Consider the following 24,297-nt stretch of genomic DNA (forward strand, 5'->3'; position numbering starts at 1 on the left):
CAACCTTTTTTCTTACCTGTCATTGAGTACACCTGCGTGAAATGCTTACTCCCCCGCGCGTACAAAATCTGCCAGCGGCGCGTCACGGTGCTGCGCCGTTAAGGCGGCAATCGGCGCCATGTGCTGCACTTGCCCTTGGGCCATAAACGCAAAATGCGTGGCAATGGCGCGCGCGTCGCTGATGTGGTGCGTCACCATCAACACGGTGATATTGCGCTCCGCAGCTAAGGTTTTGACCAGCGTTAACATCTCCTCACGCAGCAGTGGATCCAGTGCTGAAAACGGCTCATCCAGCAACCAGATGGGATGCGGTTGAACAAAACAGCGAGCCAGCGCGACGCGCTGACGCTGCCCGCCCGACAACTGCTCCGGCAGGCGATCAAGTAAATCCCCCACCCCAACTAGGTGGGCCGCATGCACCACGTGCTCCCGCTGCGCGGCACTGAGTTTGAGCCCTGGATGTAACCCCAAACCAATATTGTCACGCACGCTCAGGTGCGCAAACAGGTTGTGCTCTTGAAACAGCATCGAAAACGGGCGCTGATACGGCGCTTTGCCCACCACGGATACTGTTTCGCCGTCGCTTTGCACCCGAATGTCGCCGCTGCGAGGTTCGATAAAACCGGCCACCAAACTAAGCAGTGTGGACTTACCCGCCCCGCTTGGCCCCATCAGGGCGACAATGCTGCCTTGCGCGACGCTGAGGTCAAACACGAACCACTCATCCTGATATTCATAACGCACATTATCCAGTATTAACATGAGCTTCTCCGCGAGGATGTAGAAGAGGAACGCACGCGAAACAGGCGTTCAATCAGATAAAACAGGCCAACACTCAACACCAGCAGCACCAGAGAGACCACCGCGGCAGACTGCATTTGATAACTCCCCAGCAACTGATACAAATAGAGCGGCAGCGTGCGAAAATCTTGGCTGCCAAACAGTGCAATCGCGCTTAAATCGCCCATCGACAACAAAAAACTGATGGTCAACGCATGGGCCAGCGGCTTGCGCAGGGCGCGCAGCTCAATCAGTCGCAAGCGCTGCCAGCCGCGCATGCCTAAACTGGCACACAAAAACTGATATTGCTGCGCCAGATGCAGCATCGGTTGGCTGAGCGTTTTCACCACGTACGGCAGCGCCATCAGGCCATTGACCGCCACCACCACCCAATACGCGAGGCTGAACACATCGGTCAGATTGCGCAGCAGTAAGAACAATCCGGTGCTAATCACCAGCCCCGGCGTCACCAAAATGATGGTGCCAATCAGTTCAAGCCCGTTTGCTCTGCGCGAGTGAGATTGCAAGCGCCAGTGACGACTGGTGAGAATGATCGCCACGCCCGCCAGCAGCGCCAACGAACTCGCCAGCAGCGCAACCTGCAACGAAGCGCCCATCGCACGCCAGAACTCGCCACTGCTCAGCACGCTGAAAAGTTTCTCGTTCAGACCACTCAGCACCACCATCAGCAGCGGCGGAATGACCAGCAATAGCGCAAACCCAATCCACGCCCCATCCCATAAACGGCTGCAGCGCGAATCACGTACCCATTGCTGCGTGGCGACACTGCCGCTACTCACCGGCAACGGGCGCGAAAAACGTTGTATCGATAGCGTCAGTACACCGCACAAGAGCATTTGCCACAGCGCCAACAGCGCGCCGGTTTGCAGATCGAAATCAAATTTGATGGCCTGATAAATGGCCAGCTCAATCGTGGTCGATTTGGGTCCGCCGCCCAGCGCCATCACCGTGGCAAAACTGGTGAAACACAGCATGAACACTAAGCCCAGCACATGCGGCAGTTGCTGGCGCAACCGCGGCCACTCCACCGCAACAAATTTCTGCCAGCCCGTCATGCCAAGGTGGGCGCATAACTTGTGCTGCTCGGCCGGAATGGTGTCCAGACTTTGCAGCAACAAACGCGCGGCGTATGGCAGATTAAAAAAGACGTGGGCGAGCAAAATGCCGTTCAGGCCATAGATGGAAAAAGGCAATTTGAGCTGCCAATGTTGCAGCCCACTTGCCAGTAAACCGCTGTTGCCATAAATCGCCAGCAAGCCAAAGACCCCCACCAGCACTGGCAGCACCAGCGTCATGGCAAACAGTTTGAGCAGCAGCCCGCGTCCGAGGAAACGGCGGCGGCTTAACGCATGCGCAACTGGCACCGCCAAGCCAACGCTGAGCAGGGTCGACAACAGGGCTTGGTAAAGACTGAACCAAGTCACATGGCGATAATAAGCATCGCCCCAAATCTGATTCAGATGAAGTGTGGGCGCTTGCCACAATAAAGCGCTGAGGGCCGAAAGGACAAAGGCCGCGACAACTGCCGCGACCCCGAGACCCAATTTAGGTGTACGGCTTTGCATCAATCGCTCAGAACGTTAAGGCATTTTGCCATTCGCGAATCCAGCCTCGGCGCTTCGCCGCCACCTCTTCGGCGCTGAACGACAGCGATTTGGCTGGCACGCTCAACGTCTCAAAACCTTTGGGCAGCGCCACGTCCGTCACCGGATACATCCAGTTGCCCGTCGGCATCAAGGCTTGGAACTCATTGCTGAGCATAAATTGGAGGAACTCATCCGCCAGCTTGTCGTTCGGCGTGCCCTGCACTTTGGCCGCCACTTCGACCTGCATGTAATGACCTTCGGCAAAATTGGCCGTTGCGTACTTGTCATCGTGTTCAGCAATCAGGTGATAAGCTGGCGATGTGGTGTACGACAGCACCATGTCAGATTCACCATCGAGGAACATCGAATACGCTTCTGACCAACCTTTGGTCACCGTCACGGTTTTGTTGGCCAGCTTCTGCCACGCCTGCGTCGCATCATCGCCATACACCGACTTCATCCACAGCAACAGCCCTTGGCCTGGCGTCGACGTACGCGGATCTTGATAGATGATGCGCAGATCGTCGCGCTGTTCTACCAGTGCTTTCAAGCTGGTCGGCGGGTTGGTCAGTTTTTGCTTGTTGTAGACAAAGGCAAAGTAACCGTAATCGTACGGCACGAAGGTGTCATCACTCCAGCCGTTTGGCAGGTGCACCGCGTGCGTATCGGTGTTGTGTTGAGCCAATAATCCCGTTTGCTTGGCTTCCACCATCAGGTTGTTATCCAAGCCCAGCACCACATCTGCTTTGGTCTTCTTGCCTTCCAGACGCAAGCGGTTGAGGATCGACACGCCATCATCTAGCGCCACAAACTGAAGATCACAGCCGCATTGGGCTTCAAAGGCTTTTTCGACCGCCGGTCCCGGGCCCCAATCGGCCGCGAACGAGTCGTAGGTGTAAACGGTGAGGGTCGGCGCCGCCAAGGCTGCCGAAGAAAATAGGGTCGCCATGGCAATGGCGGACAATTTAAAGGTCAAGGCTCGCTCTCCTTTTGAGCGGCACAGGTTTGAGAGGATGTGATTCGTCCGTTAATCGGTGTCGCAAACCCAGCTCAATTCCTACGCCAGCATTATCTGGTTCAGGTGTCTAACCGCAAAGATGGGCGATACGCACGACCTTTGCGACTAATGCGGGTCCCAAGCTAGGCTTGATCTCAGCGCCATTCACGTGATGAATGGTGAGCTCCCCGATGAGTGCTACGGATTGTAATTCGATTCGCATGAAAAAGCGACTACACGCGTTGGTCGTATCCCCACCGTGCAACCAGCGTTTGTTCAATGCCCAGGTGATCGAGAATGCGCGCCACGAGAAAATCGATCAGGTCATCAATCGACTGCGGTTGATGATAAAACCCCGGAGCCGCGGGCATGATGGTCACGCCCATTTGTGACAGCTTGTGCATGTTTTCAAGATGCAACGTCGAGAACGGTGTTTCACGCACCACCAGCAGCAGTTGGCCGCGCTCTTTCATCACCACATCGGCAGCACGTTCGATCAAATTGTCCGACATGCCGTGCGCAATCGCTGCCACACTACCGGCCGAACAAGGACACACCACCATCTGTTTGGGCGCCGCAGACCCCGATGCCACGGGAGAAAACCAATCGTCTTTGCCGCACACCACCAACTTGTCGGGGTCGCACCCGACATGGGCAACCAACGCCGCTTTGGCCGCTTCGGGGCCGGCGGGGAGTTTCAGCCCATGTTCGGTCGCCAGCACGACTCGCGCTGCCGAAGAGATGAGCAAATAGACCGTGTAATCGGCTGCCAAAAGACACTGCAGCAGGCGCAGGCCATACGGCGCGCCGGAAGCCCCCGTCCACGCGAGGGTGATGGCTTTGGGTTGTTTCGTCATAGGGTTCGCAGATTCACTGTTTGAGTTAAGCCGGTTGCTGCGCTTTGGCTTTCAGCGCTGCCAGCAGTTTGCCGTGAATGCCATCAAAGCCACCGTTGCTCATCACCAAAATTTGGTCGCCCGGCTTGGCTTCTTGGCAAATTTGCGCCACAAACTCGGCCATGTTGTCGCTCACGTGCGCCGGTTGCGAACATTGGTCAGCCACATCCTGCACCGCCCAAGGAATGTTACTGGGTTGGAACAGGTAAACCGAGTCGGCCGCCGCCAGTGATGCCGCCAAGGTTTCTTTGTGCACGCCCAGCTTCATGGTCGCGGAACGGGGTTCCAGCACAGCAATGATTTTACGGTCGCCGACTTTATTACGCAGCCCTTCCAGCGTCAGTTCAATCGCAGTCGGATGATGGGCAAAATCGTCGTACACCGTGACGCCATTTTCAGTACCTTTCAGCTCCAAACGACGTTTGGTGTTGATGAAAGAACCCAAAGCCTCACACGCCAGATCTGGCGTCACGCCGACATGACGCGCCGCCGCGATGGTCATCAGCGCATTATTCACGTTATGCTCGCCCACCAAATCCCACGTCACAGTGCCAACACGTTCGCCTTGGTGTAACACATGGAATTGCGAGCCATCTTTGCAGATTTTCTCCGCTTGCCATTCGCCCTGCTCGCCCGAAAACTCGGTTTCGCTCCAACAACCACGACGCAACACATCGGCTAATGCGGCATCTTGACGCGGTGCCAGAATACGGCCATTGCCCGGCACGGTACGCACTAAGTGGTGAAATTGACGCTTAATCGCTTCCAGATCATCGAAGATGTCCGCATGATCGAACTCAAGGTTATTCATCACCAAAGTGCGCGGATGGTAGTGAACGAACTTCGAACGCTTATCGAAAAAAGCACTGTCGTATTCGTCCGCTTCAACCACGAAAAACATGCTTTCGCCCAAACGGGCTGAAATGCCGAAATTTCCCAGAACACCACCGACCAAAAAGCCAGGTTGGTAACCGCAATGTTCGAGTACCCACGCTAACATGCTCGAAGTGGTCGTTTTTCCGTGCGTTCCCGAAACCGCCAGTACCCAACGATCGTACAAAAGATGGTCTTGCAACCATTGCGGGCCTGAGGTGTAACGCAGGTTATGATTCAGCACATATTCCACACATGGATTGCCCCGGCTCATGGCGTTGCCAACCACCACCAGGTCAGGCCTCGGCTCTAATTGAACCGGATCAAATCCCTCGATGATGTCAATGCCATGCGATGCCAACATGGTGCTCATTGGTGGGTAAACATTGGCGTCACTACCGGTCACTTTATGGCCTAACTGGCGAGCCAACATGGCGACACCGCCCATGAATGTGCCACAAATTCCCAGAATATGAATGTGCATAAACCTAGCCTCATTACGACTGTTTTGTATTGCACTCCATTATCCTGATTCGCATCGCAAAAGCGAGCACCACAAATCAGAGCAATGTAATTTCCAAAAAGTCGACAAACAAATTGAGATCTCCGTCTGTTACTTCATTACCCATAAAAAGATCTACCCCCTAAAATCGTCGCTAGGCGCGAGTGCAAATAAGTTCCCCCCAAAGAACCCGTCACGGCGCCGACAAACTCCCCCAAAAAATTAGTGTTAAGGAAAGAACATGTCTGAGATGCGCACCCTTGGTGAGTTCATTGTTGAGAAGCAACATGACTTCCCCCATGCAAGTGGTGAACTATCCTCCCTACTGGCATCGATTCGTCTTGCTGCGAAAATTGTCAACCGCGAAATCAACAAAGCGGGCCTAGCCGACATTACTGGCGCGTCAGGTAACGACAATATTCAAGGTGAAGAACAACAGAAGCTTGATGTGTATGCGAACGAAAAATTCAAATCCGCTCTCGAAGCGCGCGACCAAGTGTGTGGCGTGGCGAGTGAAGAAGAAGATGAAGCCGTCGCGTTCAATAAAGAGCTGAACAAAAACGCCAAATACGTTGTGCTGATGGACCCGCTTGACGGCTCATCGAACATCGATGTGAACGTGTCCGTAGGGACCATTTTCTCGATTTACCGCCGTATTTCACCGGTGGGCGGTCCACCAACTGCGGAAGATTTCCTGCAACCGGGCAATAAACAAGTCGCCGCGGGTTACGTGATTTATGGTTCATCCACCATGCTGGTGTACACCACCGGCAATGGCGTGAACGGTTTTACTTACGACCCGTCAATTGGCTCATTCTGCCTGTCGCATGAAAACATGTGCATTCCAGAAAACGGGAAGATTTACTCGATCAACGAAGGTAACTACATTCGTTTCCCAACCGGCGTGAAAAAGTACATCAAATACTGTCAGGAAAATGTGCCGGAAGATGGTCGTCCTTACACCTCTCGCTACATCGGTTCCTTGGTGGCAGATTTCCACCGCAACCTGCTCAAAGGCGGTATCTACCTCTACCCGAGCACGCAAAGCCACCCGAACGGCAAACTGCGTCTGTTGTATGAGTGCAACCCGATGGCCTTTTTGATTGAGCAAGCTGGCGGCACCGCATCGGATGGCGTGAACCGTATCATGGACATCAAACCGACCGAGTTGCACCAGCGTGTGCCGTTCTTCGTCGGTTCGAAGCGCATGGTGGCGAAAGTCGAAGAATTCCTCGAAGCCAACCCCGATTAAATCACTGAGCGTCGCACATGCGGCGCTTTTTTTCGCTTCACAGAAATTCAAGCAATTAGCCATGCGCGGCCGCTCGGTGACGTGATTCGGCTGAGGTTTATTTGGGAATCAGTCAATTTGAGAGTAAACTCTCGGCGTAACTGAGTGTTGATTTTTGCACCTCAGCGCAACTTGAATAATAATAAGTCTCGATTTTTTGAAGTCCGGCCAACAGAAAAAGGAAAACTTAATGAGCTTAAACAATGTGCCAGCAGGCAAATCGCTTCCTGATGACATCTATGTTGTAATCGAAATCCCAGCCAACGCGGATCCGATCAAATACGAAGTCGACAAAGATTCTGGCGCTGTGTTCGTAGACCGTTTCATGTCTGCGCCAATGTTCTACCCATGTAACTACGGTTACGTGAACCACACCCTGTCTCTAGACGGTGACCCGGTAGACGTATTGGTCCCAACGCCATACCCACTGATCCCAGGTTCAGTGATTCGCTGCCGCCCAGTTGGCGTCCTGAAAATGACAGACGAGTCTGGTGAAGACGCGAAAGTTGTTGCGGTACCGCACTCTAAACTGTCGAAAGAGTACGACCACATTCAAGATGTGAACGATCTGCCAGAACTTCTGAAAGCACAAATCACTCACTTCTTCGAGCGTTACAAAGAGCTTGAATCAGGCAAGTGGGTGAAAGTTGACGGCTGGGAAGACGCAGCTTCAGCTCGCGCTGAAATCCTGACTTCTTACGAGCGCGCTCAACAAAAATAAGCGTTTCGACGTCAGACGATCTAAAAAGCCAGCAATTTGCTGGCTTTTTTACATCGACAGGCTGCGAAATGAACCTGACATAGCGCTCGACTTAGTCGAGGCTGGCACCATCATCCCACCATAACCCCTCAGAAAATTGAGCGCGGAAATTGGGGTTTTGCGCATCACACACACCCAAATAGGCACGTTGCGCTTTCCCGAGGGCAACCGGATCCTGAGCGCAGTACTGTTGCAGGCCTTGCGCATATCCTTGCTGATAGCTGGCAATCATCTCCGACGTCGCCTTCTGTTGGTCGAAATTCATCGCCACACGCCCATGAGTCCCTTGGTCATAGCCATAAGATTGCCAATCTGCCGCGTTAAACGCCGTGGTATCTGGATTCATGCTACAACCGGCCATCACGGTGACGGCCACTGCCATTAACCAACCTTTCTTCATGATATCGTCTCCTTTATAGATAACCATATCAATAGTATGGACGTTTTTGGGTCAGACCTTGTAAATGAAATGTAAATCAGTGTAAAGATTTAGATTCTCTGACACCAGTCACCGGAATCGATGATCGCATCAAGGCGACTGGCATCTTGGTAGATGTAAATCCACGCCATGCCATACGGCGTCTCGATGGTCTCACGCCGATATTCCACCGGCACATCTTCCAGAATATCGAGCTTGGCGAGTGTCGCTTCATCAACGCGATAGACTTCGCCATGAATCGACTGATGGCCCGCGACCAATCCCGGATAAGGCCCGAGATCATGAAGGGCATACTCAGGCAACGTATCAAAACGCCCCAGCAGTTCACCGTCGGTCAGGTAATTGTGGTTACTCTCACCTTGACGCAACGTGCCATAAACAAAGACCAGATGCTGCACAGCTTTTCTCCCTGATGTCATTCGGCTTGCGATCGTCAGCCAGCGATTAGTTAAACTCGAAGCGGTACAACAGATCCACCGCACTGTCGATGCCCGACACCGCTTCCAGATAGAGATCCTTCATTAACCGGTAGCGAACGGTAAACTCGCCCACCGAGTTAAAAATACCCACACCATACTTCACTTGCAAGCCCGGCAGAATGTAACCACTCACCGTCACCTGCGAATCATCGCCGGAACCGGCAGTATCCAATTGCAAATCCTGCACGCCGAGCTCTTCGCCAATCTGGCCAACCACTTTCCCGCTTTTCGCAAGGCTCAAACCAATCAACGTGGTGGTCATGGCGTTGCCGCCAGTTTCGCCATCAATGTCCTGACCACGCAGCAAGTAAGACAGCGCGTTGGCCTGAGGCATCGACGGCTCAGAGAAAATCGACACCGTCGGTTCATCCGCCGGCCCCGTCACCTGCACCCCGGCAACCACGTCATCTTGCGTGTTATCCGGGTTACGAATCGCTTTGATCGACACGTACGGCTGATCCACCGGACCATTCATCAAAATTTTGCCTTCTTGAATGATCAAATCTTGGCCGAACGAACGATACTGGCCGCCCTGAATGTTCACCTCACCGGTCACAAAGGGGCCTTTGTCTTTTTGGCTCACTTGCAAACGACCAACTAAGCCGCCCGACAAACCAAACGCATTGAGTCTAAAGTCATCCCCAATCACGATGCTGACATTGGTTTCGACATCAAACGGAATCGCGCTTTGCTCAGATACCGGTTGCAGATCCGCATTCACTAACACTTGATCTTTCGACACCCCAATGGCGCTTGGTGGCAGCTCTTCCACCACGATACGCCCCCACGGCAATGCGATTGAGCCGTCGATTTTGGCCAGTTGTGGACGAATGGCCAGCGTCAAATCCGGCACCACCTTCATCTTCACCATCGGCGGCATATCCACCAACAACGACGCTGCACCGACATGTGCGTTGACGCGCCAGTCGTCGAGTTGTTGCCAGTTGGCATCCCCAGTGACATTCAGCAACCCGTCGGTGGTTTGTATGTCTGCATTGAGCGTGGCGTCATAGCCATTGAATAAAAGCGCCACCGTGCCGTCGTTGATTTCGACAGGCGAAATGTCACCACGCACCACCATGTCACTGACGTTGAAACGACCTTTGACCTGTGGATGTAACATCGCACCACTGAAGGTCAGGTCGGTTTCAATGTTGGATTTCACTTCGCTGTACTCACCAATCAACGGCGCAAGAAAATCGATGTTGAAGGTCGTCAGCTTGAGCCCGCCCTGCATCTGTTTGTCCTGCACGGTGACGTCGGGAATCATCAATTTACCGCTGATGTCGCCGTTGTCGGTGATATCCAATCGCCAATCGGCCTCCAAGCGGTTTTTGAGCAGCGTCGCGTTGAGTTCAATGTCATCCCAACCCACTCGCAGTGGCTGATCGAATTTCTGTTCGGCATGGCCTTGCGGCAGACGAACTTTGGCTTTGACTTGAGGCGGCTGCTCTGGGGCCCATTGCGCCCACACATCCGCATCAACCGAGCCGCGCAATTGCGTTTCGGCAGGCAAAAACGCGCTCACCTGTGAGAAATCAAACTGGTTGATGGACAACTGCGCTTCACCGCGCGTGCCGACCGTGGCGGGTTTATCGAGACACAGTGACGACCCCGCTTGCAGCCAGCAGTGCGCCGCTATGGTTGCATTCTGCTGATCGATGTTGGCGTCAATCGCCGTGGGTTGATTGAGCGACCACACGCCCTGCTGCGATTCAATGCGCGCACGTTCCAAGCGGCCCTGCCAACGCATCGACGGCTGCGTCAGCAAACTACCGCTGATCGCGATCTGCGTGGAGACAATGTCTGATGCCACATCCAGTGTCAGTTCATGTTGCTGCTGCCCGCCTGCGGCAACCAAGCTCACGCTGTCGATGCGCTGATCTTGATATTGAATGTCGCTGATGCGTAGCCTTACATCGCCTTGCGGCACAGGCATCGGGGTCACGTTGCCCACCAGTGTGACGTGCTTCACCGTGGCCTCTTTCTGCCACGCCAAGCTGTCGGCATCGAGCGCCAGTTTGACTTTCGGCGTCTTGAGCGGCCCCAATAGCGTCATATCGCCAATTACTTTGCCGTGTAAATCGGGCACGCTTTTGGCTAAATCTGGTAAATCCAGCGATAATCCAAGCCGCCAATCAGTATCCAGCTGGCCTTGCGCGGTCACTTGGTTTGGCCCGTGAGCCAACGTCAGCCCCGGCGTCGTAAACTTAAATTCCCCGTTGCCACTGACATCCGATGCGCTGAGCGTGCCGTTAATGTCCAATGGGTAATCCCGCACGATGCCTCGAATCGCCAACGTTGGTAGCTCAATCTGCCAGCCGCCTTGCTTGGTCAATTGACCTGACGTGGCGATGTCTCCGCTGATCACGCCTTCCGCTTCCGGCCACTGCAACCCCGGTTGAATTTGATTCAGATTGAGCGACGCCTGCCACTTCGCCAGCGCGCTCCAATCGGCGCTGACTTGCCCCTGAATGGTTCCGCCCAGCGTCTGCACGTTCAGCGTGTTGAGGGCGATGTGCTGCAAATTTCCTTCGCCTTGCAACGCCACATCCACGTTGGGTATTGCTTGGCCTTGGAGATGAGTTTGCAGCGTCATGTGATAGCCGTTGAGTGAACCCTGAGCGCCGATGTGCGGCGCTTGAACAAAGTACTCGCCTTGCTCTACCAGCGGCCACTGCGCTTTCAGTTGTTCGATGGCAATGTCAAACGGCAGCGCACGTTTCAGCGGTTGCAACTGCGCGGAGAGGTTCGCCTCCGCACGGCCACCGAGCTGCGCTTTGAGTGTTAAGTCAGCGACACTGCCACTCGCTTGCAGCGCCAAGGTTTGCCCTTGGGCTTCCGCCTGTTTCACCGTCGCATTGAGGGCGAGCGACAACGGGTAGTCGCCACGCAAGGTGACTTGTGTGTTGAGCTTGGCGACCACCTGCGGCATGTCGAGCTCTAGCGTGTCGACATTGACCTGCGACTGAAACGCGTTGGCCTGGAGCCCCAGATGATGAATTTGAATCGGCGTCTCTTGCGCCAGCGTAAAATCTCGCAGATCAAAGCGGCTCAGTTCCACTCGCAAGGGAATGATGACGGCGGGCAGCTCGATGTCCTGAGCCGGTTCAACCGGCGCAGGGGCCGTGGCAGCCTCGGGCTCGCTGGCCTGCGCCAGCGCAATGCGCACGCCTTGCCAATCGGTCTGACCGATGCGCAGGCGGTTACTTTGAAACGTCGCGCTGGTCGCAAAGTGTTGCCAGTCAATCTGGTGGCCCAGCACGTTGAGATGAATGTCATCTAGCACCAAACGACCCAGTTTGATCGGCACGGGAGTGGCGATGCGCGTCACCGGTTTGGCCGGTGGCGTCGGTTCATCCGACGATGCCGGCAGCGTCGGCATATTGAAATGTAGGCCGCTGATGGCCACTTCATTGATACACACCACCGGATCAAGCAAGCAACTGGCTTTGACTGCCAGCGTTAACCGTTCGACCTGAGTATCGATGTGCCCTTCTGGATCATGGAAGCGTACTTGCTGCAAGGTAAAGCGAGGAAACAGCGCACCTTGCGTCGCACCGACCGACAACTGCGGTAGCGCCTGCTGCGCGCCCCAGACCATCACATTCAAGCCTTGATTGGTGAACACCAAGCCCGCAATGGCCAGCGTGAGGATCATCGCCAGGGCCACAAATCCAGCCGAGCACCATTTGGTCCATTTCAACGCATGTTTGATCATAACTCAGGCCCCAGCGTGAAGTGGATCTTAAAGCGATCGCCGGGATCTGAGTCCAACCCCCAGGCAAAATCGAGCCGAATCGGCCCCACGGGCGAGATCCAGCGAATGCCAAACCCGGTCCCGGTTTTCCAGTCCGGCGTGTCGTTAAACGCATCGCCGTAATCGACAAACAGCGCGCCCCACCAGTTCCCCGTCAGGCGGTATTGGTATTCAAGCGAGCTGGTCGCGATGTATTTGGCACCGGTCAACGAGCCACTTTCATCGCGTGGTGAAATCGATTCATAACCGTAACCACGCAGGTTATTGTCGCCCCCGGCAAAGAAGCGCAATGACGGCGAGAGCTTGTCAAAATCTTCAGCAAAGTTGGCCCCGCCATCGAGGCGAATCAGGCCACGATGATTCCGCCCGGCACTACGCAGCCACGAAGTCCCCGCTTGCACACGCGTGACACGCGTTTCCGACACAAACGCCGGATCGCCATATTCCAACGTGATGGTCTGTTTATCCCCCCACGTAAGCAGCGAGCCATTCATGCGCGTGCGGGTTCGCGTGTAAGTGACCCCGGGCAGCACGAATTGCGCGACGTCATCTTGCAAGCCTTGTTCATAGTTTTCAATCAGATAGCGGATAAACAGCGTGCGGTGCCAGCCGTCGTCAAGCAGCCAGTGACGCTCAAGCGACAAGTTGGATTCAATACTTTTCGTATCGCGGTTATCGACGTTTTTCATCCCGTACTGAATGCGATAGTACTCGTGCAACACGTCTTCAAGCGGAATTTTGTAGCCAGCGGTAATGCTCTGCTCGGGGGCCGAAATGGAGAAACTGCTGTCAAAACTGTGACCCCGTTCGTTCACCCAAGGTTTTTTCCATTTTAGGGTGCCACGCACGCCAACGTCGGTCGAATAGCCAATCCCCGTTTCGAGTTGGTTACGCGACTGGGGCGCGAGCGACACCTTCATCGGCAATTCCCGCCCCTGATCGAGCTGGCTGAGATCCGGCTCGACCAACACCGACGAGAACCAATCGGTGTTCGACAAGTTCTGGTTAAACTGCCCCACTTGCGACACCAGATACGGATCCCCTTCTTTAAACGGTTGCAGGGAACGCACACGATTTTCATCAATCTGGCTGCCCGTGATCGTGGTGGCCCCAAAGTGATAGCGAATCCCACTGGCATAGTGCATACGCACGAACGCTTGGTTCAACTCCGGCGACACTTCAAGTCGACTGGTAAGGTATTCCCCATCGAAATAGCCTTTCTGTAACGCCAAATTGCGCAGGCTTGATTTCAAACTGTCGTACTGGCCATGATTCAGCGGTTCACCCACGCTGAGGCCGCTGCGGCGAATCAAACGCTGGAAATCGGGGTCGTTCTCCGCTTCACCGGTGATCACAATGTCGACCAATTGCAGGCGCACCACTTCGCCGGGATTCACCGTCAGAGTGAGCGCCTTGTCGGGGCTGGTCACGTCAAAGGAAAATTGCGGATGGTAGTAACCCAAAGCGTTGAGCGCTTCGGTGACCACTTTCTCCAGGCGCGACTGAAAGCGCAACTGCGTGGAGTAGTCGCTCTTGGGAATGGAAGATAGGTAAGCATCGACATTATCTTTCAACCCTCCTTCCAATCCTTTGATGGTTAAATCCACGTCGGCGAAAGAAGCAGCGGAAAAGCATAAAGCCGAGATTAGCACTGGTAATGGGGTCCGTCTCATGCTTAATTATTGGCGTTATACAGCAGTTAGATTTAGCTAGTTGGGAATCATACCGTCAATATGCAATTTAGTCTGTATGAAATCCGTCAATTATCCGGTCTCTCTGTTTTGAGTCACACAGTCAGCGAATCAAAAAGGAAATACCATGGTAGACAAACAAGTGATGGTCACCGCTGAAACGGCATTGCCAGGACGTGCAACGCCCCTGAGTGTAGACGACACTCACTTCGTCAATCAAACCCGCCTCTCGGCGCCACCCGCTGCCGGTCAGGAAGAAATTCTGATTGGTATGGGCTGCTTCTGGGGCGCCGAACGCCTGTTCTGGCAACTCGATGGCGTCGTCTCAACATCGGTTGGTTATGCGGGCGGCTACACGCCAAACCCGACCTATGAAGAAGTGTGTACCGGTCGCACTGGCCATACCGAAGTGGTGCGCGTGATTTACAATCCCCAAACCCTGCCACTCAAAGCCCTGCTGCACGCATTTTGGGAACGTCACGATCCCACCCAAGGCATGCGCCAAGGCAACGATTTGGGCACCCAATACCGCTCCGCGATTTACACTTACAGCGACGAGCAACACGCGATCGCGACGCAGAGTCAAGCCGATTATCAAGCGCTGCTGGAAGCGCACCAACGCGATCACATCACCACCGAGATTCTGCCCGCTGGCCCTTACTACTTTGCCGAAACTTACCACCAGCAATATTTGGCGAAAAATCCACAAGGCTACTGCGGCTTGGGCGGCACAGGCGTCTGCTTTCCGCCAAGTTTAGCGTAACGCACTCATGCGAAGTCAGGTGGAGCGAACCCACATTCCGACCACCTGACTTTTTCGCAACTGCATTTTCTGTGCTATACCTTTGAGTGCTCAACCAAAGGAAAAAATAATGAAAAATAAAACACTTATCGCCTTAATGCTGGCGTGCTCTCCCACCCTGGCTCTCGCACACAACATTCAGCTCGGTCAAGCGGTGCCGAATGTCGAAGTCGACAGCTACGGGGAAGTGATTCTGCAAAATAAAGACACCGCGTTCCAACCTTGGAACAGCGCGCAAATGCCCGGTAAAGTACGCGTCATTCAGGCGATTGCTGGCCGTAGCAGTGCCAAAGAGATGAATGCACCGCTGATGACCGCCATCACCGCCGCACATTTACCGCAAGAACAGTACCAAACCACGTCGATCATCAACCAAGACGATGCCATGTGGGGCACCGGTTCGTTCGTCAAATCCTCCGCACAAGACAGCAAGAAAGAGTTCCCATGGTCTTCTATCGTGCTGGATCAAAACGGGAAAGTAGCGAAAAGCTGGGATCTACAACCAGAGTCGTCCGCCATTATCGTGCAAGACAAAGCCGGTAAAGTCTTGTTTGTGAAAGAAGGCGCACTGAGTGAGCCGGAAATCGAACAGGTTCTGGGATTGGTCAAACAAAGCTTGTAACCTTGATGCCGTGAGAAGAAATCTCGCCTCACGGCACAATCCGCACTTGCCTCTGCGTTCAATTGTTATATTATAACAATTCTTTCTCACTCCAGTTGGATTCATCATGAAGCATAGCCTGCACAGTCTGCGACTGCATGCTCGGGTAGTCGCGTTAACGGCTATCCTGCTGACGCTATGGCTCAATCTCGCGTTTGTCGAACACCAACTGGACGTCACACCATCGCATCATGCGCAGCATCACTGCCAACTGTTTTCCGCAGCCCATCATGGCGTTGCGGCGGCCTTGCCTGAACTGCCGGTGTGGATTGAACATGAGTACCTGCAGCCTGTCGCCACGCCACTCAGCGTGACGCTGCTTTATCTGGCCTATCTTGCCCGTTCACCGCCGACTTCATCCCTCACAAAAGACCACGACGCGCCCTCGCGCGCGGATTACTTATTTTGAATTGATGGAGTCAAACCACCATGTTTACCAAACCAATGCTGGCACTCAGCATTTCTGCTGCCGTGTGCGGTAGCGCTTTCGCTCACGAAGAATTTCGCCAACACGACGCGCACGTCCACGGCCAAGTTGAACTTAACATCGCGCAAGATGCGCACGATCTGCTGATTGAAATCACGGCACCGGGTGCCGATGTGGTGGGTTTTGAACACGCGCCGAAAACCGACGCCGAAACACAGCGCCTGAATCAAGCCCTAGAAAACCTCAATACTGCGGATGCATTGTTCACTTTAAGCGAGCGTGCCCGTTGTCATCTGGAAACAGCCTCGGTGCACCATACGCTGGGGGGTCATGACGACCACGACCACGACCACGACCACGACCACGACCACGACCAGCATGATGATCATGACCACGCGCAACATCAAGCGCATGATGACCATGAACATCACGACGATCATGACCATGACCACGATGGCCATGACCACCACGATCACCAACATGGTTCGTTTACCGTGCAATACCAGTATCACTGCGACCAGATTCAAGAGCTCAAGCAGATCGACACACACTGGTTCCAACTGTTCCCAAGCACCCAGAAAATGGATGTCAATTTGCTGACCGATACACAGCAAACGGCGACTGAACTGCGTCCGGGCCAAACCCGCATTTCACTGTAATCACCCTCTCGGGTAAGTCAGCACTTACCCGAGTTTTTGTTTTTGCGAGGCACCGTGATGAGTGAACCCCATCTCTATTCTGCGAAACAGGTGATCGAACTGCAGCAGGTCACCTTTCATTGGCCCGACAGCGACGCTCCGACATTAGACATCGAACACCTTGTTGTCGCCGCCAAAGAACATCTGTTTATTAAAGGCCCCAGTGGTTGTGGTAAATCGACGTTACTCAGCTTGCTGACGGGCATCAACCCAGCCACCAGCGGCGCGGTGCGTCTGCTCGGTCAGGACATGACGCAACTGAAAGCCAGCGCACGTGATCGCTTTCGCGCCGACCATATCGGCTATATTTTTCAACAATTCAACCTGTTGCCTTACCTGTCGGTGATCGACAACGTGATTCTGCCGTGTCAGTTCTCGGCGCTGCGTCGCAGCAAAATCAATGAACCGTTGATAACGCGCGCCAAAGCTCTGCTGGCTCGGCTGCATTTACCGCCATCCTTACTGGACAAACCGGTCGTTGAACTGAGCATCGGCCAGCAGCAACGTGTCGCAGCAGCTCGAGCATTGATGGGGGAACCGCAACTGATCATCGCCGATGAACCGACCTCATCACTCGATTACGACAACCGCACCGCATTCATTGAACTGTTGCTAGAAGAGGCGAATCGCGTCGGCTCCACTTTGGTGTTCGTCAGCCATGACCCTACGCTGGAAAGCCTGTTTAGCCGAAGTGTCCACTTACCGACTCTCAACCGCGCGCGAGGCATGCTATGAGCGTCACGATCAAATTGGCTTGGAAAAGCCTACTCAATCGCAAAACTACCGCCCTGTTGACCGTTCTAACGGTCGCGATTTCCGTCATTCTGCTGCTCGGGGTCGAACGCATTCGGACTCAGGCCAAAAGTAGTTTTGCCAACACCATTTCCGGCACCGACCTGATTGTGGGCGGTCGCAGCGGACAGGTGAACTTACTGCTCTATTCGGTGTTTCGTATTGGCAATGCCACCAACAACATCGACTGGAAAAGTTATCAAGAATTCAGTACCCATTCGGCCGTGAAGTGGGCGATTCCGATTTCGCTCGGCGATTCGCACAAAGGCTTTCGTGTGATGGGCACCAACCACAGCTACTTTGAACACTATCGCTACGGCAGTAAGCAACCACTTACTTTTTCTCAAGGTCGCGAGTTCAACGGGTTGTTTGAAACCGTGCTGGGCGCCGATGTCGCTCGCCAGCTCGGGTATCACATCGGTAGCCAAATCATCATTGCGCACGGCATCAGCGACGTCGGGTTTGCCCGTCATGACAACCTACCATTTACCGTGGTGGGCATTCTGGCACCAACCGGCACCCCGGTGGATAAAACCGTGCACGTCTCGCTTGGCGCCATTGAAGCGATTCATGTCGGCTGGGAGTCCGGCGCGCGATTGGGCAAAACACCGGATGCCGCCCAACTGGAGCAGCGTCAGTTTGAACCCAAGCAGATCACCGCCATGCTGATCGGGCTGAAATCCAAAATTCAGACATTTGCGCTGCAGCGCCAAATCAACGAATATCGCCAAGAACCGCTCAGCGCGATTATGCCGGGAGTCGCACTGCACGAATTGTGGGGCATGATGTCCGTCGCCGAACAAGCCTTGATGGCGGTGTCGGTATTTGTGGTGGTCGCAGGGCTGCTTGGCATGCTCAGTAGCCTACTCACCAGCTTGCAAGAGCGACGCCGAGAGATGTCCATTCTGCGCGCCATGGGCGCACGGCCGCATCATGTGTTTGCGTTGCTGGTCAGTGAAGCCAGCGTGTTGACCTGTTGTGGTATTGTGGTGGGCCTTGGCGGGCTTTATGCGCTGCTGGCGATTGCCGCGCCGCTGATCGAAAATCAGTACGGCATTCGCTTGCAACTGGAATCGCTGTCGCACTATGAGTGGCAATTGCTGGGCTATGTGCAAGCAGCGGGTATCCTGATCGGCTTTATTCCAGCGCTACGCGCTTACCGTCAGTCGCTCAGCGATGGCATGACGATTCGACTTTAATCCCTCCACATCGACATGAGGAACGAGATGAAAAAATGGCTGGCGAGCGCCACGCTGCTGCTACTCACGGTGGCAGCCCCTGCATTGAGCAATGAGGTCTTGAAACTGGACTGGATCGATCTGATCCCGGAAAACGAGCGTAACTTGTTTGATCACCAAGGCATGCTCATGCCGGATCACAGCGGAGATGCGCCCGCACAGCAGCAAAAAATTGGCAACGTGCGCCCCGAACTCAACGGCAGTACGGTGAAAATTCCTGGCTTCGTGATTCCACTAGAAGGGGATGAAAATACCGTCACCGAGTTTCTGTTGGTGCCGTATTTTGGCGCCTGCATTCACGTGCCGCCTCCGCCACCGAATCAGATCATTTATGTGAAATTCCCGAAAGGTGCCCCCGTGCAGGAGCTTTGGGATGTGGTGTATGTGATCGGCACGCTCAAAACGCAATCGGTCAGTTTGGATCTAGCAGAAACCGGCTATGTGATTGAAGGCCAAGAGATTGCCGAATACGACGATATGTAAAATTTCTTAACAACCAAGTTACCTATGGATTGTGCTGCCTAAACGATGTACTTGGAGAGATACGTCAGTACTCCCAGATAAACGACAAACAGTAGCGCAATCGATAGGTGCTTGCGTAGTTTATTATCCTTCCAATATTTCATGTGCACCCCCACAAACAGCGATAACAATTTTAACAAACTATTATCATTTGGCATAGTGCAAATTTGTGCACTCCAACCAAGAGTTTCGCTGGAGGCATCGCGGCAGACAGGGTACATTTTAAACCATGTCCGAAACGCATAACTGCTGGTAAACATGGCCGAATCGAAACAACCTGTCGTGATTGAACACGAACCGACATCGGGTTCGTCGCAGAACAAAAAATCGCATTACGTGAAAGACAGCGGCAAGCGCATCTTTGCGATCGCGCAGCAACATGGTGTCGATGCGCTGTTGCTGAGTGAAGCGCCGAAGAAAACGCCGCTCGACCGCGCGTTCAAGCGCGAACGTGATCGCAAAGAGCAGCGCCAGAAAAACTTAGAGCAGATTGTGCGTTTGGCGCACGTATCATGCCACAATGAAACCGCCGGTGACCCCGACCAAGATTGGCTGTACCGTTTTTTCGATATGGCGCAAGACATTCACAACTCGTCGATGCAGCGCTTGTGGGCTCAAGTGCTCAAACGCGAAGTGACCAATCCGGGATTTACCTCGATGAAAGCGCTGAAAGTGCTGCAAGACATGACGCCGAAAGAGGCGCAGATTCTGCAACGCGCCGCCGGCCTGTCGTGCAGTTTTGGCAGTGACCACAGCTTGAAATTGCTATTTGGCCTCAAGATTCAAAATGGCTTGTTCAGCCTTGGCAAACGGGCGGTGACCAACACGCTCAACATTGGCAATCATCAAATGCCTTACTCCAGCTTGCTGGTGCTGATTGAGCTTGGCTTGCTGCATGCCACCGAACTGGAATCGGGCGAAATTGAGCTCGACCCGCCACTCACCCTCAGCTATCAAGGCAAGCATTTGTCGCTGAACGCCAACTCGCGCGGCGTGCGACTGCTCTACTACCGCTTCACGCCCACCGGCAATGAGCTGTGCCGCCTACTCGGCAACAAGCCCAACATGGGGTATTACGATCAACTGGTGGCCCTGCTCAATCAGAAATTTACCGTGCACACCGAAGCCAGCGCATCGACCATTCACCACACGGTGTAATGGCGCCGCAGAGACAAAAAAAGTCAGGCTGAGCCTGACTTTTTGTTTATCGTGTTCAGTCTATGGATTTACTGAGCGATGATACCGCGCGCGTTGAGCTCAGCCACACATTGCGCCACCAGCTCATCGATACTGGCCTCACCGGCAGGCAAGTCGATCTCAGGATCGCGTGGCGCTTCGTACGCAGAATCAATCCCAGTGAAATTAGCAATCTCCCCGGCACGTGCTTTCTTGTACAACCCTTTCGGATCGCGCTGCTCACACACGTCCAGCGACGTGTTGACGAACACTTCGATGAACTCCCCTTGCGGCAGCAAGTCTCGCACCAATTGGCGCTCGGCGCGATGCGGCGAGATAAAGGCTGTCAGCACAATCAAACCGGCGTCGGCCATCAGCTTGGCCAGCTCACCGATGCGGCGAATATTTTCGCGGCGATCTTGTTCTGAAAAACCCAAATCGCTGCACAAACCATGGCGCACATTGTCGCCATCCAGCAAGTACGTGTGATACCCCAGCGTCGCCAAACGACTTTCCAGCGCACCCGCCACGGTTGATTTACCCGCGCCTGACAGGCCGGTAAACCACAGCACGGCCGGTTTCTGCTTTTTCAGTTCAGCGCGACACTGTTTATCAACCGAGTGTTGATGCCACACGATGTTGTCGTCTTTCACATTCGATGCGCTGCTCATAGGTCATCCTTTTACACAGATTCTAAAAATTAAAATGGAAAAAATACCGGGATCAAGGTCAGGACTAACACGGAATACACCAATGAAATCGGAATGCCGACCCGCACGTAGTCACTCAGTTTGTAGTTGCCCACGCTATACACCAACAAGTTGGTTTGATACCCGTAAGGGGAAATAAAGCTCGCACTGGCACCAAACAGCACCGCCATGATAAACGGCATCGGATCCACGCCATACCCGACCGCCATGCTGTAGCCAATCGGAAAGGCCAGCGCTGCGGCGGCGTTGTTGGTGATAAGTTCGGTTAACACCAAGGTCACCAAGTACGTGGCAATCAAACCGCCCACCACGCCCCAGCCGTTAAAGGCCTGAATAAACATCTGCCCCATACGCTCGGACAAACCAGACGAAATCATCAATTGCGCAATCGACAGCGCCGAGCCGACAATCACCACGATATCGACCGGAAAACGGCGACGCAGCTCCCCCACATGCACAATACCAAACACAAATAGCAGCAGCAGATACGCCAGCAAGCCTTTAATGATCGGCATCACCCCAAGAAGCGACGCGCCAATGACTGCAGCAAACCCCACCAATACCAAAGTGGATTTGGTGGTATCGAGTTTGGCACTGGAATCTAAATCATTGATCAGCACAAATTCGCGGCTGTTGGCGCTGCGCTGCGCATCAAAGCGTTTGCCCGGCACCAATACTAGCGTGTCACCGGCAGTCAACGTGATATTGCCCAGCCCGCCTTCCAAGCGCTCATGGCCACGGCGAATCGCCACCACCACCGCATCAAAACGGTCGCGAAAGCGGCTCGATTTCAAGGTTTTGTTGCAGAAACTGGCCGAGGAACTCACCACCACTTCGACAAAGTTTTGGCCGTTGAGATGGTGCTGCCCAAACAGCGTCAAACCTTGAATTTCCTGCAATGTCGAGACACTTTCCACGTCGCCACAAAACAGCAGACGATCGCGCGCCTGCAACACAAAATCCGGCCCGACCGACGGCACACTTTCCCCATCGCGGTTCACTTCAGCGAGAAACAGCTTACGCAAGGCACGCAGGTTATTTTCGGCAATGCTGTGGCCCACCAACGGTGACCCCGGTTCGACAATCGCTTCCAAAAAGTACGGCAGATCGTCTTGGCCCTGCTCATCGTAACTGGGCAGCAGATAACTCAGCGGGATCAAAATGATCACCCCGCCCACCAGCACCGCCAGACCGATCAACGATGGCGCGAAAAAGTTCAGGCTGGGTAGCCCGGCATCTTCGACAAAGCTGTTGATGATCAAGTTGGTCGACGTGCCGATCAGCGTCAGCGTGCCGCCAAAGATCGCGGTGTACGACAGCGGGATCAATAACTTCGACGGCGCATGTTGTTGATTGCGCTTGATCGCGCCGATCAACGACACCACCACCGCGGTGTTATTGGTGAATGAGGAGAGAAATGCGGTCGACAAACCCAACTTGGCGACCACAGTTCCCAAGTTGCCTTCTGAAATGTTGCGACTCACCCAGCTTACCAGACGCGTTTTTTCCAACGCACTGGAGGCCAAGATCAACAAAACCAGAGTCAACAGAGACGTGTTGGTGAAGTTCGACGCCAGCGCGTTCACATCCATCATGCCGGACATAAACGCCACAAACGCCGCGCCGGCAAAAATGAAGCTCGGCTTAATTCGCGTGACCAGCAGACAGGTCACGATGCCCAGCAGAATCGCCAGTACCAGCCCTTGTTCCCACATAACACATCCCTCAACACGAGGGTGGTTGCCCACCCTCCATCACTTATGATTTAAGCAATTGACTCAGATCCTTCGCATCCCAGTGTGGGAAGTGTTTACGGATCAGCGCGTTGAGTTCAACTTCAAACGCAGAGAATTGACCTTCGGCTTGCGCCACGCTTTGCAAACTGTCTCGCACCAAGCCCGCACCCACGGTGACGTTGGTCAGACGATCGATGATGATGAAACCGCCGGTGTCGGCACAATCGAGGTATTTGTCCAGCGCGACCGCTTGGTTAAACGTCCACTCACATAAACCGATGCCATTCAGCGGCAGTTCGTCTGCGGCATAGCTCGACAGGTTGTTGATGTCGTATTGGTGGCGAATCGCCGTCACTTGACCCACGGTTTTCTTGCCAGCAATCTTCACGTCGTAATCACGACCCGGTTGAAGCGGTTGCTCCGTCATCCACACCACATCGGCCAGCAGATGGTTGGTGCTTTCCACTTGATCGTGCGCCAGCACAATCAGATCGCCGCGGCTGATGTCAATCTCATCCGCCAGCGTCAGCGTGACGGCAAGCCCAGCGCGCGCAGATTGCAGATCGCCATCAAACGTGACAATGCGAGCAACCGTAGACGTTTTGCCCGATGGCAGCACTTTGACCGTGTCGCCCACATTGATGGATCCGGACGCGATCGTGCCGGCAAAACCGCGGAAATCGAGGTTTGGACGGTTGACGTACTGCACCGGGAAACGGAATTCGCCGCTGCCTTTTTGCTGATCAACATCGACGGTTTCCAGCAGATCGAGCAGTGACGGACCTTGGTACCAGTCCATGTGCGCGCTTTTATCGACCACGTTGTCGCCTTCCAGCGCCGACAGGGGAATGATCTGAATATCGATGTCACCGTGTAGGTGTTTGGAAAACTCAAGATACTCGGCGCGAATCTCTTCAAAACGCGCTTGCGAATACTCGACCAAGTCCATCTTGTTGACCGCGACCACAAAGTGTTTCAGCCCCAACAGGTTGGAGATAAACGAGTGACGACGCGTTTGATCCAGCACGCCTTTGCGCGCATCAATCAAGATCACCGCCAGATCACAAGTCGAGGCACCAGTCGCCATGTTACGGGTGTACTGTTCGTGTCCCGGTGTATCGGCGATGATGAATTTGCGCTTCTGCGTCGAGAAATAACGGTACGCCACGTCAATGGTAATCCCCTGTTCGCGTTCCGCTTGCAGACCATCGACCAGTAGCGCTAAGTCTGGGCGCTCGCCCGTGGTGCCGACACGTTGGCTGTCGGAATGCACCGCGGCCAGTTGATCTTCATAAATCTGTTTTGAGTCGTGAAGCAGACGACCAATCAGCGTACTTTTACCATCGTCAACTGAGCCACAGGTGAGGAAGCGAAGTAGCGATTTGTGTTGGTGTTGATTGAGGTAACCTTCAATACCTAGCTCAGCAAGTTGAGCTTGAACTGCACTATTCATGTTCTTT

At 54.1% G+C, this 24,297-nt stretch carries 22 protein-coding genes; 10 read left to right on the plus strand and 12 right to left on the minus strand.

What is annotated here, in order from left to right; all coding sequences use genetic code 11:
- Nucleotides 1–45: 45 nt before the first annotated feature.
- The 5 genes from thiQ to mpl form a co-directional block, all read right to left on the minus strand.
- Nucleotides 46–762 carry a thiamine ABC transporter ATP-binding protein gene (gene thiQ / locus ACF8PK_RS20595; RefSeq protein WP_392443381.1) on the minus strand — a complete coding sequence of 239 codons (717 nt, stop codon included), beginning with the start codon at nucleotides 760–762 and terminating at the stop codon, nucleotides 46–48.
- A complete protein-coding gene (gene thiP, locus ACF8PK_RS20600; protein ID WP_392443384.1) occupies nucleotides 756–2,366 on the minus strand; it encodes a thiamine/thiamine pyrophosphate ABC transporter permease ThiP in 1,611 nt (536 codons plus the stop codon). Before thiP ends, thiQ begins: the two co-directional genes overlap by 7 nt.
- A gap of 7 nt (nucleotides 2,367–2,373) precedes the next feature.
- Nucleotides 2,374–3,363: a thiamine ABC transporter substrate binding subunit gene (gene thiB / locus ACF8PK_RS20605; protein ID WP_206981751.1), complete on the minus strand. Its 990-nt coding sequence runs from the start codon at nucleotides 3,361–3,363 to the stop codon at nucleotides 2,374–2,376.
- A 254-nt stretch (nucleotides 3,364–3,617) separates the two neighbouring features.
- On the minus strand, nucleotides 3,618–4,241 hold the full coding sequence (locus tag ACF8PK_RS20610; RefSeq protein WP_004728649.1) for a flavin prenyltransferase UbiX: 624 nt from the start codon (nucleotides 4,239–4,241) through the stop codon (nucleotides 3,618–3,620).
- Between the two features lie 25 nt (nucleotides 4,242–4,266).
- Nucleotides 4,267–5,637, minus strand: a complete 1,371-nt coding sequence (gene mpl / locus ACF8PK_RS20615; protein ID WP_014204376.1) for a UDP-N-acetylmuramate:L-alanyl-gamma-D-glutamyl-meso-diaminopimelate ligase — start codon at nucleotides 5,635–5,637, stop codon at nucleotides 4,267–4,269.
- A gap of 259 nt (nucleotides 5,638–5,896) precedes the next feature.
- Between mpl and fbp the strand changes: the two genes are divergently transcribed.
- Nucleotides 5,897–6,907: a class 1 fructose-bisphosphatase gene (gene fbp / locus ACF8PK_RS20620; protein ID WP_004728647.1), complete on the plus strand. Its 1,011-nt coding sequence runs from the start codon at nucleotides 5,897–5,899 to the stop codon at nucleotides 6,905–6,907.
- Nucleotides 6,908–7,136: 229 nt separating this feature from the next.
- A complete protein-coding gene (gene ppa, locus ACF8PK_RS20625; protein ID WP_004728646.1) occupies nucleotides 7,137–7,667 on the plus strand; it encodes an inorganic diphosphatase in 531 nt (176 codons plus the stop codon).
- Nucleotides 7,668–7,758: 91 nt separating this feature from the next.
- Here the strand turns inward: ppa and ACF8PK_RS20630 are convergent, their stop codons facing one another.
- The 4 genes from ACF8PK_RS20630 to ACF8PK_RS20645 all read right to left on the minus strand — a co-directional run bounded on the left by ACF8PK_RS20630 (nucleotide 7,759) and on the right by ACF8PK_RS20645 (nucleotide 14,057).
- Nucleotides 7,759–8,106: a DUF2799 domain-containing protein gene (locus tag ACF8PK_RS20630; RefSeq protein ID WP_143680297.1), complete on the minus strand. Its 348-nt coding sequence runs from the start codon at nucleotides 8,104–8,106 to the stop codon at nucleotides 7,759–7,761.
- Between the two features lie 89 nt (nucleotides 8,107–8,195).
- Nucleotides 8,196–8,543, minus strand: coding sequence for a gamma-glutamylcyclotransferase (locus tag ACF8PK_RS20635; RefSeq protein ID WP_004728644.1), 348 nt, complete (start codon nucleotides 8,541–8,543; stop codon nucleotides 8,196–8,198).
- A 46-nt stretch (nucleotides 8,544–8,589) separates the two neighbouring features.
- Nucleotides 8,590–12,345 carry a translocation/assembly module TamB domain-containing protein gene (locus ACF8PK_RS20640; RefSeq protein ID WP_392443388.1) on the minus strand — a complete coding sequence of 1,252 codons (3,756 nt, stop codon included), beginning with the start codon at nucleotides 12,343–12,345 and terminating at the stop codon, nucleotides 8,590–8,592.
- Nucleotides 12,342–14,057 carry an autotransporter assembly complex family protein gene (locus ACF8PK_RS20645; protein ID WP_038152622.1) on the minus strand — a complete coding sequence of 572 codons (1,716 nt, stop codon included), beginning with the start codon at nucleotides 14,055–14,057 and terminating at the stop codon, nucleotides 12,342–12,344. The genes ACF8PK_RS20640 and ACF8PK_RS20645 overlap by 4 nt, the downstream gene beginning before the upstream one ends.
- Nucleotides 14,058–14,202: 145 nt before the next feature.
- Here ACF8PK_RS20645 and msrA point away from each other — a divergent pair, with 145 nt between their 5' ends.
- From msrA to ACF8PK_RS20685, 8 genes are all read left to right on the plus strand, one after another.
- Nucleotides 14,203–14,838, plus strand: coding sequence for a peptide-methionine (S)-S-oxide reductase MsrA (msrA, locus tag ACF8PK_RS20650; RefSeq protein ID WP_004728641.1), 636 nt, complete (start codon nucleotides 14,203–14,205; stop codon nucleotides 14,836–14,838).
- Nucleotides 14,839–14,947: 109 nt separating this feature from the next.
- The gene (locus ACF8PK_RS20655; protein ID WP_004728640.1) at nucleotides 14,948–15,499 is read left to right on the plus strand and encodes a YtfJ family protein; all 552 of its coding nucleotides are present in this window, start codon (nucleotides 14,948–14,950) and stop codon (nucleotides 15,497–15,499) included.
- Nucleotides 15,500–15,605: 106 nt separating this feature from the next.
- The gene (locus ACF8PK_RS20660; RefSeq protein WP_004728639.1) at nucleotides 15,606–15,947 is read left to right on the plus strand and encodes a DUF2607 family protein; all 342 of its coding nucleotides are present in this window, start codon (nucleotides 15,606–15,608) and stop codon (nucleotides 15,945–15,947) included.
- A gap of 20 nt (nucleotides 15,948–15,967) precedes the next feature.
- A complete protein-coding gene (locus ACF8PK_RS20665; protein ID WP_238825694.1) occupies nucleotides 15,968–16,624 on the plus strand; it encodes a DUF2796 domain-containing protein in 657 nt (218 codons plus the stop codon).
- Nucleotides 16,625–16,681: 57 nt separating this feature from the next.
- A complete protein-coding gene (locus ACF8PK_RS20670; RefSeq protein WP_004728637.1) occupies nucleotides 16,682–17,398 on the plus strand; it encodes an ABC transporter ATP-binding protein in 717 nt (238 codons plus the stop codon).
- Nucleotides 17,395–18,654: an ABC transporter permease gene (locus ACF8PK_RS20675; protein WP_392443392.1), complete on the plus strand. Its 1,260-nt coding sequence runs from the start codon at nucleotides 17,395–17,397 to the stop codon at nucleotides 18,652–18,654. Before ACF8PK_RS20670 ends, ACF8PK_RS20675 begins: the two co-directional genes overlap by 4 nt.
- A 27-nt stretch (nucleotides 18,655–18,681) precedes the next feature.
- Nucleotides 18,682–19,176 carry a DUF3299 domain-containing protein gene (locus ACF8PK_RS20680; protein ID WP_392443394.1) on the plus strand — a complete coding sequence of 165 codons (495 nt, stop codon included), beginning with the start codon at nucleotides 18,682–18,684 and terminating at the stop codon, nucleotides 19,174–19,176.
- A gap of 297 nt (nucleotides 19,177–19,473) precedes the next feature.
- Nucleotides 19,474–20,373, plus strand: a complete 900-nt coding sequence (locus ACF8PK_RS20685; protein ID WP_004728633.1) for a TIGR03899 family protein — start codon at nucleotides 19,474–19,476, stop codon at nucleotides 20,371–20,373.
- 68 nt (nucleotides 20,374–20,441) lie between these two features.
- On the opposite strand, the gene cysC is transcribed toward ACF8PK_RS20685, so the two are convergent.
- The 3 genes from cysC to cysN are packed head-to-tail and all read right to left on the minus strand — an operon-like array spanning nucleotide 20,442 to nucleotide 24,290.
- A complete protein-coding gene (gene cysC, locus ACF8PK_RS20690) occupies nucleotides 20,442–21,062 on the minus strand; it encodes an adenylyl-sulfate kinase (RefSeq protein ID WP_014204370.1) in 621 nt (206 codons plus the stop codon).
- 29 nt (nucleotides 21,063–21,091) lie between these two features.
- The gene (locus ACF8PK_RS20695) at nucleotides 21,092–22,816 is read right to left on the minus strand and encodes an SLC13 family permease (protein ID WP_004728631.1); all 1,725 of its coding nucleotides are present in this window, start codon (nucleotides 22,814–22,816) and stop codon (nucleotides 21,092–21,094) included.
- A 43-nt stretch (nucleotides 22,817–22,859) separates the two neighbouring features.
- Nucleotides 22,860–24,290 (minus strand): sulfate adenylyltransferase subunit CysN, encoded by a 1,431-nt coding sequence (gene cysN, locus ACF8PK_RS20700; RefSeq protein WP_014204369.1) that lies wholly within the window; start codon nucleotides 24,288–24,290, stop codon nucleotides 22,860–22,862.
- Nucleotides 24,291–24,297 lie beyond the last annotated feature (7 nt).

Origin of the sequence: Vibrio sp. CJQ_6 (genome assembly GCF_043106745.1) — a bacterium.
Classification (GTDB): Bacteria; Pseudomonadota; Gammaproteobacteria; order Enterobacterales; family Vibrionaceae; genus Vibrio; species Vibrio furnissii.

Excerpts from the sequence above, each read along its gene's own strand:
- ACF8PK_RS20675 (WP_392443392.1), top strand. The coding sequence starts at position 17,395 with ATGAGCGTCACGATCAAATTGGCTTGGAAAAGCCTACTCAATCGCAAA.
- ACF8PK_RS20630 (WP_143680297.1), bottom strand. The coding sequence starts at position 8,106 with ATGAAGAAAGGTTGGTTAATGGCAGTGGCCGTCACCGTGATGGCCGGT.
- cysN (WP_014204369.1), bottom strand. The coding sequence starts at position 24,290 with ATGAATAGTGCAGTTCAAGCTCAACTTGCTGAGCTAGGTATTGAAGGT.
- ACF8PK_RS20695 (WP_004728631.1), bottom strand. The coding sequence starts at position 22,816 with ATGTGGGAACAAGGGCTGGTACTGGCGATTCTGCTGGGCATCGTGACC.
- ACF8PK_RS20610 (WP_004728649.1), bottom strand. The coding sequence starts at position 4,241 with ATGACGAAACAACCCAAAGCCATCACCCTCGCGTGGACGGGGGCTTCC.
- mpl (WP_014204376.1), bottom strand. The coding sequence starts at position 5,637 with ATGCACATTCATATTCTGGGAATTTGTGGCACATTCATGGGCGGTGTC.
- msrA (WP_004728641.1), top strand. The coding sequence starts at position 14,203 with ATGGTAGACAAACAAGTGATGGTCACCGCTGAAACGGCATTGCCAGGA.
- ACF8PK_RS20660 (WP_004728639.1), top strand. The coding sequence starts at position 15,606 with ATGAAGCATAGCCTGCACAGTCTGCGACTGCATGCTCGGGTAGTCGCG.
- thiP (WP_392443384.1), bottom strand. The coding sequence starts at position 2,366 with ATGCAAAGCCGTACACCTAAATTGGGTCTCGGGGTCGCGGCAGTTGTC.
- ACF8PK_RS20665 (WP_238825694.1), top strand. The coding sequence starts at position 15,968 with ATGTTTACCAAACCAATGCTGGCACTCAGCATTTCTGCTGCCGTGTGC.
- ACF8PK_RS20670 (WP_004728637.1), top strand. The coding sequence starts at position 16,682 with ATGAGTGAACCCCATCTCTATTCTGCGAAACAGGTGATCGAACTGCAG.
- ACF8PK_RS20655 (WP_004728640.1), top strand. The coding sequence starts at position 14,948 with ATGAAAAATAAAACACTTATCGCCTTAATGCTGGCGTGCTCTCCCACC.
- ACF8PK_RS20640 (WP_392443388.1), bottom strand. The coding sequence starts at position 12,345 with ATGATCAAACATGCGTTGAAATGGACCAAATGGTGCTCGGCTGGATTT.
- ppa (WP_004728646.1), top strand. The coding sequence starts at position 7,137 with ATGAGCTTAAACAATGTGCCAGCAGGCAAATCGCTTCCTGATGACATC.
- ACF8PK_RS20685 (WP_004728633.1), top strand. The coding sequence starts at position 19,474 with ATGGCCGAATCGAAACAACCTGTCGTGATTGAACACGAACCGACATCG.
- ACF8PK_RS20680 (WP_392443394.1), top strand. The coding sequence starts at position 18,682 with ATGAAAAAATGGCTGGCGAGCGCCACGCTGCTGCTACTCACGGTGGCA.
- thiQ (WP_392443381.1), bottom strand. The coding sequence starts at position 762 with ATGTTAATACTGGATAATGTGCGTTATGAATATCAGGATGAGTGGTTC.
- fbp (WP_004728647.1), top strand. The coding sequence starts at position 5,897 with ATGTCTGAGATGCGCACCCTTGGTGAGTTCATTGTTGAGAAGCAACAT.
- cysC (WP_014204370.1), bottom strand. The coding sequence starts at position 21,062 with ATGAGCAGCGCATCGAATGTGAAAGACGACAACATCGTGTGGCATCAA.
- ACF8PK_RS20645 (WP_038152622.1), bottom strand. The coding sequence starts at position 14,057 with ATGAGACGGACCCCATTACCAGTGCTAATCTCGGCTTTATGCTTTTCC.